This window comes from Bacillales bacterium (genome assembly GCA_035700025.1).
Classification (GTDB): Bacteria; Bacillota; Bacilli; order Bacillales; family DASSOY01; genus DASSOY01.
Genome location: DASSOY010000031.1, coordinates 1 through 5,894, shown reverse-complemented (window position 1 = coordinate 5,894; position 5,894 = coordinate 1). Strand labels below are relative to the sequence as shown.

The following is a 5,894-nucleotide window of genomic DNA, read 5'->3' as shown; positions in this document are numbered from 1 at the left end:
GAAACTATCGTGATTGCCGAAAGCATGTTAAGAACTATGAAGTGAAAGGGCACGGGGAAACGATTGGCGGCAGCTGGTATTTGGTCGTGCCGGACGAAGAAGTTGACCATGTCCACAATCTGATTATGGGACAATTGAACTAAGTGTGTCTTCTCAGGTCCCCTTTTCTTGAGGGGATTTTCCTATTGGTAGACGAAATTTATAGGTTAGGTGGAACAAATATTGAAGAAACCCGAAAGAAAACTCTCGCTAATAATGAAGGTTAGCATCACCTTAGGCTGTCTAATCGTCGTACTTGCTGCAGCTGGGTTCACTTATGCTTATCATCTGAAGAATTCCGTGAAAGAAACGGCGCATGCGATATACGAGCCTGTCGTCACCAAAAGCGATCATGGCAAAAAGGTGAAAAAAACACCGACGTTGCCGAAAAAAGATCCTCAACCGCTTTCGATCTTGCTGATGGGTGTGGATCAGCGCCCGCATGATGTCGGTCGAACGGATACGTTGATTGTGCTGACGCTCAATCCGAAGACGAATCAGATGCAGATGATCAGCATTCCTCGGGATACTCGGGTGTCCATTCCCGGCAAAGGTATTCATAAAATTAACGCTGCTTATGCTTATGGCGGGACAGCTTTGACCTTGCAAACGGTGCAAGACTACTTACATATTCCAATTGATTATTACATCCGTCTCGACATGGAAGGGGTGTCGAAGCTGGTGGATGCGGTCGGCGGCATTCGGGTGTATAACGATTTGAGCTGGCACGATGAGGGTTATTACGATAAAGGCTTTTACTACCATAAAGGGTGGCTGGAACTGAATGGGCCGCAAACGTTAGGCTTTGTCCGCATGCGCCATTTGGATCCGCGCGGGGATTTCGGTCGCAACAAAAGGCAGCGGGAGGTCATCCTTGCCATTGTTGACAAGGCGGCGGACTTTTCCAATCTTACGAAGTATGACGCCTTGCTGGAAGCTATCAAAGACTCGGTTCGTACCGATATGAAACTCGCCGACATGAAATTCATCGCGCAACATTACCGGGACTGCCGTCAGCATGTGAAAGAATATGAAGTGAAAGGGCACGGAGAAATCATTGATGGACTCTGGTATTTGGTCGTGCCGGATGAAGAGGTGCAGAAAGTGCATCAGATGGTTATGGCGGGGCTCGGTTCGGAAAAGTAATTTTTGGCAACCTGCCCAACGGCCGCTCTTCCTCGCGGGAGGCGGTTCCCATTTTATAAAATATGCCGTTTTCACTGGGGTGTAACTGATGGGAGACTTCATCCAATTCATCGCCGAGGTTGTCAATACGCTGCATGATCTGTTCCAAGCGATCGTGGCTGCGCAAGGCTGGAGCTTCACGGACAAAGACTTGCACTTCTGGCTGATCGGCCTCCTCGGCATCGTTTGTTTCTTCGTGGTCCAGGTGTTGTTTCGGTGGATTTCGCAATGGAGCGTTACGGTGCTTTCGTTGATTTATACGTTGACGGTTTTGCTTGTCATCGTTTTCGCGATCGAGATTCAGCAAAAGATTACCGGCCGCGGCCATATGGAGTTTGACGATGCGATCGTCGGGCTGTACGGGTTTTTCGCTTTTTTTGCTGTTTACCTCGCTGTCCGGCTGCTTTGGCGCGGCGGGCGGCTGCTTTATCGGAGGTACGGACGGAAATAGTTGGGTTTGGCGTCGCGGTAAGTATGTGCGGAAATCGACGGGTTTGGGCGGCTCGGTTGGTATGTTCGGAAATCGTCGGGGTGGGCGGCTCGGTTGGAGCGGCGGCTGGTTTGGCGGGGGTTCGATTACGAGGAATCTTCGACAACCGTCCGGAATGACAAAAATTAGGCGGTTTCGTTTGCTTTGTATGGTACAATAGAGTACGAGATTTCAGATCTGGAGGCGTTGCAGTTATGGCTATACTCGTAACGGGAGGAGCCGGGTATATCGGTTCGCACACTTGCGTCGCTTTGCTCGACGCGGGTTATGATCTCGTTGTCATCGATAATTTGACGAACAGCAAGCACATTGCGTTGAGCCGCATTCGCGAGATTACCGGGAAATCGTTCAAGTTCTACGAGGTGGATTTGCTCGACCGGAACGCGGTCAACGGCGTTTTTGCGGAAAATGAGATTGAGGCGGTCATTCATTTTGCCGGCTACAAGGCGGTCGGGGAGTCGGTGGAAATGCCGCTTCGCTACTACCATAACAATCTTACCGGGACGATCACGCTTTGCGAAGTGATGCAAGATTACGGTGTGAATAAAATTGTTTTCAGTTCCTCGGCGACGGTGTACGGCATGTCGGAGGATGTGCCTTTCAAGGAAGATTTGCCGCTGTCGGCGACCAACCCGTACGGCTGGTCGAAGTTGATGATTGAACAAATTCTGCGCGACGTTCATACGGCGGATCCGTCGTGGGGCATTGCGCTGCTTCGCTATTTCAATCCGATCGGGGCGCATGAGAGCGGGCGGATCGGCGAAGATCCGAACGGCATTCCGAACAACCTCGTGCCGTACATTACCCAAGTGGCGGTCGGAAAGTTGGATGAGCTGAAAGTGTTCGGCGACGATTATCCGACATCCGACGGAACCGGCGTGCGCGATTACATTCACGTGATGGACCTTGCGGACGGTCATGTGAAGGCGCTTGAGAAAGTGCTGAAAGATCCGGGCGTCGAAGCTTACAATCTCGGCACCGGCACCGGTTACAGCGTGTTGGACATGGTGAAGGCGTTTGAGAAGGCGACCGGGAAGAAGATTCCGTATAAAATTGCCCCCCGGCGCTCGGGAGACATCGCCACAAGCTACGCCGATCCATCGAAGGCGGAGCGGGAGCTCGGCTGGAAAGCGGAGCGCGGCATCGATGCGATGTGCGCAGATTCGTGGCGCTGGCAGTCCGGCAACCCGAACGGGTATGTGGAATAGAGTTAAAGAACGGGGCAGATGACTGACTTATTAGGTTGGACGAGCCAGCCTTATTGTAACGAACATTAAAGACCCTTAGCGGTGAAAAATGGGCATCTGACAACTGTAACGAACATTAGAGACTCTTAGACGCTCCAAACCGATCCAAAAGACGGCGAATCGGGGGTTAAGCGTCGAAAATGTCCGTTACAACAAAAATCGGAGTAAAAAGCGGCGCTAAGGTGATCTAATGTTCGTTAGAAAAAATAAATGGAAATGAATGAAAAGAGGCTGTCCCAAAGGTTAACGCTTTTGGGACAACCTCATCTTTTTATCTTTTTTAGCCTGTCGCTGACCCCGCGCTAGCGCGTCCTGTGCATTGCTGCGTGGGCATTTGACGTCACGGGATGGGTGTAAACGAAGTTTTTTTTATCTTTCAAGTGTGCTAAATTTTATAGTGGTAAGTCTTTGAAATCGGGGTCGCTCGACAGCCAAAAAGGGGAAAATTGCGTGAAATTGAACAAAGTTTGTCATCTCAGCACGGTTCATGCACCGAAGGATACAAGAATTTTTTCAAAAGAGTGTGTTACGCTTCATGAGGCGGGTTACGAAACGCATTTTGTCGTTGCTGCTCAAGAAGATTTTATAGAAAAAGGGGTTTCCGTGCACGCGTTGGGGCGCAGGAACGGATCACGACTTGGCCGGATGACGGCCGGACTCCTGCGGTTGTACCGGGAAGCTTTGAACGTGGATGCGGATCTTTATCATTTTCATGATCCGGAGTTGCTGCTGGTCGGTCTCCTTTTGAAAAGGAAAGGCAAGCGTGTGGTTTATGACGTTCACGAAGATGTTCCGAGGCAAATTTTAACGAAATCCTACATTGCTCCGATTTTCCGGAAAGGGATCGCTTTTCTAATGGAAAAGCTGGAGCATTATGCGGCCAAACGTTTTGACGGCATCGTTACCGCAACCCCTTTCATCAACAAACGCTTTCTCGCTCTCAATGCCAACAGCGTGAACGTCAATAATTATCCCATCCTCAATGAACTGTCTCTGCAGCGGCAAAGGACCTCTCGGAAGGCGTCGGCGGTTTGTTTTGTTGGGGTGATGAATGAGATTCGCGGGATCTTTCAGATGATTCGAGCTGCTGAACTCGCGGATGTGAAATTGTTGCTCGGCGGTACCTTCTCCAATGAGGGCGACCGAGCGAAAGCGGTTCGATTGTCCGGGTGGTCTCACGTTGTGGATCTAGGTTTCTTGGATCGGCCGCAAGTCGCGGAAGTGCTGGATCAATCCGCGGCCGGCTTCGTCGTTTACCATGCGGCACCGAACCATATTCATGCACAGCCGAATAAGCTGTTCGAATATATGTCGAGCGGCCTCCCGGTGATTGCCTCTCATTTTCCGTTGTGGCGGGAAATTGTTGAAGGCAACGATTGCGGGATATGTGTGGATCCTCTCGATCCGGAAGCGATGGCGAAAGCGATTTGGTTCTTCCTGGATCACCCTGACGAGGCAGCGCGAATGGGTGAAAATGGGCGGCGGGCGATTGAAGAGAAATACAATTGGCGGCCCGAAGGGGACAAGCTCGTTGCGCTTTACGAGCGGTTATTGCAGGAGTAGGAAATTTGTAAAATAAGGAGTACGGGCAGAATGAAGAAAATTCTAACCGTGATCGGTGCACGGCCGCAATTTGTGAAAGCCGCACCGGTGTCAAGAGTATTGCGAAAGACTTTCCATGAAGTGCTTGTCGATACCGGCCAACATTATGATTACAATATGGCGGGTGTCTTCTTTGAAGAATTGAAGATTCCAAAACCCGATTATCATCTTGGCGTCGGATCGGGCACCCATGGGGCTCAGACCGGCCATATGCTGATCAAGCTTGAAGAAGTCGTGTTGAAAGAGTCACCTCATGCGATGATCGTCTACGGTGACACGAATTCCACATTAGCGGCAGCATTGGTGGCGAGCAAACTGCACATTCCGCTTTTTCACATTGAGGCGGGCCTGAGAAGCTTCAACAAGCAAATGCCTGAAGAAATCAATCGCGTCTTAACGGATCATGTGTCTTCCTTGAAGTTTGTGCCGACGGAAACGGCTGTCAGGAATTTGGCTGAGGAGGGCATCCGCGAAGGGGTTCATCTTGTCGGGGATGTCATGTACGATGCAGTGCTCTACAATTTGAAGCTTGCGAAAGATAAATACACGCTCAAGGACTTTGGGTTGACGAAAGATGCGTATTATTTGGCGACGATCCACCGTGCGGAAAATACCGATAACCGCGAACGACTGGAGGCGATCTTCCGATCGTTGGACCAGTTGTCCGGTGAAAAAGTCGTCCTGCCTTTGCACCCGCGCACAAAGAAAAAACTCGTCGAGATCGACCTGTTCTCGTTCGTTGAGCAGTCCCAAGTCATTCAACTCATTGATCCGGTTTCGTATTTGGAGATGCTGCTGTTGGAGAAACAGGCGAAAGGCATCATCACCGATTCAGGCGGCGTGCAAAAGGAAGCGTATTTTGCCAAAGTCCCTTGCTTCACGCTCAGAGACCAGACGGAATGGGTAGAAACCGTCGACATCGGCTGGAATCGGCTCGTCCATCCGGTGCAAGATGATTTACGCGCCCTGATTCAGTCTTTTGAAGAGCCGCCATACCAAGAAGGACTGTACGGGAACGGGGGCGCTTCTGATAAAATTGCCCGCGTGATCACGGAATATTTTCGTTGATCGGGAGCTGCGCGCTGGCGGCGCGCTTTTAATTACTCCGCTTTTTCACGTTCGTTAGAGAGTGATGTTGGAAGGCTGACTCGTCCTTTTTTAGTCAGCCTCATCTTGTTTTTGAAATTAACGCTCACCAGACACCTTATTTCCTTTAAAAATCCCATTTTCCAATAAAATCGCGCATGAGGAGCGTTATTTTTCAAATCGAGTCGATTTCGAGCCTCTTTTTTCACCATTCTGAGGAAATAGCGTTCCTCATGATCGATTTT

Annotated in this window: 6 protein-coding genes; 5 read left to right on the top strand and 1 reads right to left on the bottom strand. The window is 50.3% G+C overall.

From position 1 onward, the window contains the following. The first annotated feature begins 255 nt into the window (after window positions 1-255). From VFK44_05620 to wecB, 5 genes are all read left to right on the top strand, one after another. Window positions 256-1,185, top strand: a complete 930-nt coding sequence (locus VFK44_05620; protein ID HET7627852.1) for an LCP family protein — start codon at window positions 256-258, stop codon at window positions 1,183-1,185. A gap of 88 nt (window positions 1,186-1,273) precedes the next feature. Beyond that, the gene (locus VFK44_05615; GenBank protein HET7627851.1) at window positions 1,274-1,675 is read left to right on the top strand and encodes a hypothetical protein; all 402 of its coding nucleotides are present in this window, start codon (window positions 1,274-1,276) and stop codon (window positions 1,673-1,675) included. Window positions 1,676-1,908: 233 nt separating this feature from the next. Next, on the top strand, window positions 1,909-2,922 hold the full coding sequence (gene galE, locus VFK44_05610) for a UDP-glucose 4-epimerase GalE (protein ID HET7627850.1): 1,014 nt from the start codon (window positions 1,909-1,911) through the stop codon (window positions 2,920-2,922). A 489-nt stretch (window positions 2,923-3,411) separates the two neighbouring features. Next, entirely contained in the window at window positions 3,412-4,524 is a 1,113-nt protein-coding gene (locus VFK44_05605; GenBank protein ID HET7627849.1) for a glycosyltransferase family 4 protein, read from the top strand. A gap of 30 nt (window positions 4,525-4,554) precedes the next feature. Further along, entirely contained in the window at window positions 4,555-5,631 is a 1,077-nt protein-coding gene (gene wecB, locus VFK44_05600; GenBank protein HET7627848.1) for a UDP-N-acetylglucosamine 2-epimerase (non-hydrolyzing), read from the top strand. A 32-nt stretch (window positions 5,632-5,663) separates the two neighbouring features. On the opposite strand, the gene VFK44_05595 is transcribed toward wecB, so the two are convergent. Beyond that, on the bottom strand, window positions 5,664-5,894 hold a 231-nt coding region (locus tag VFK44_05595), incomplete at its 5' end, for a hypothetical protein (GenBank protein ID HET7627847.1).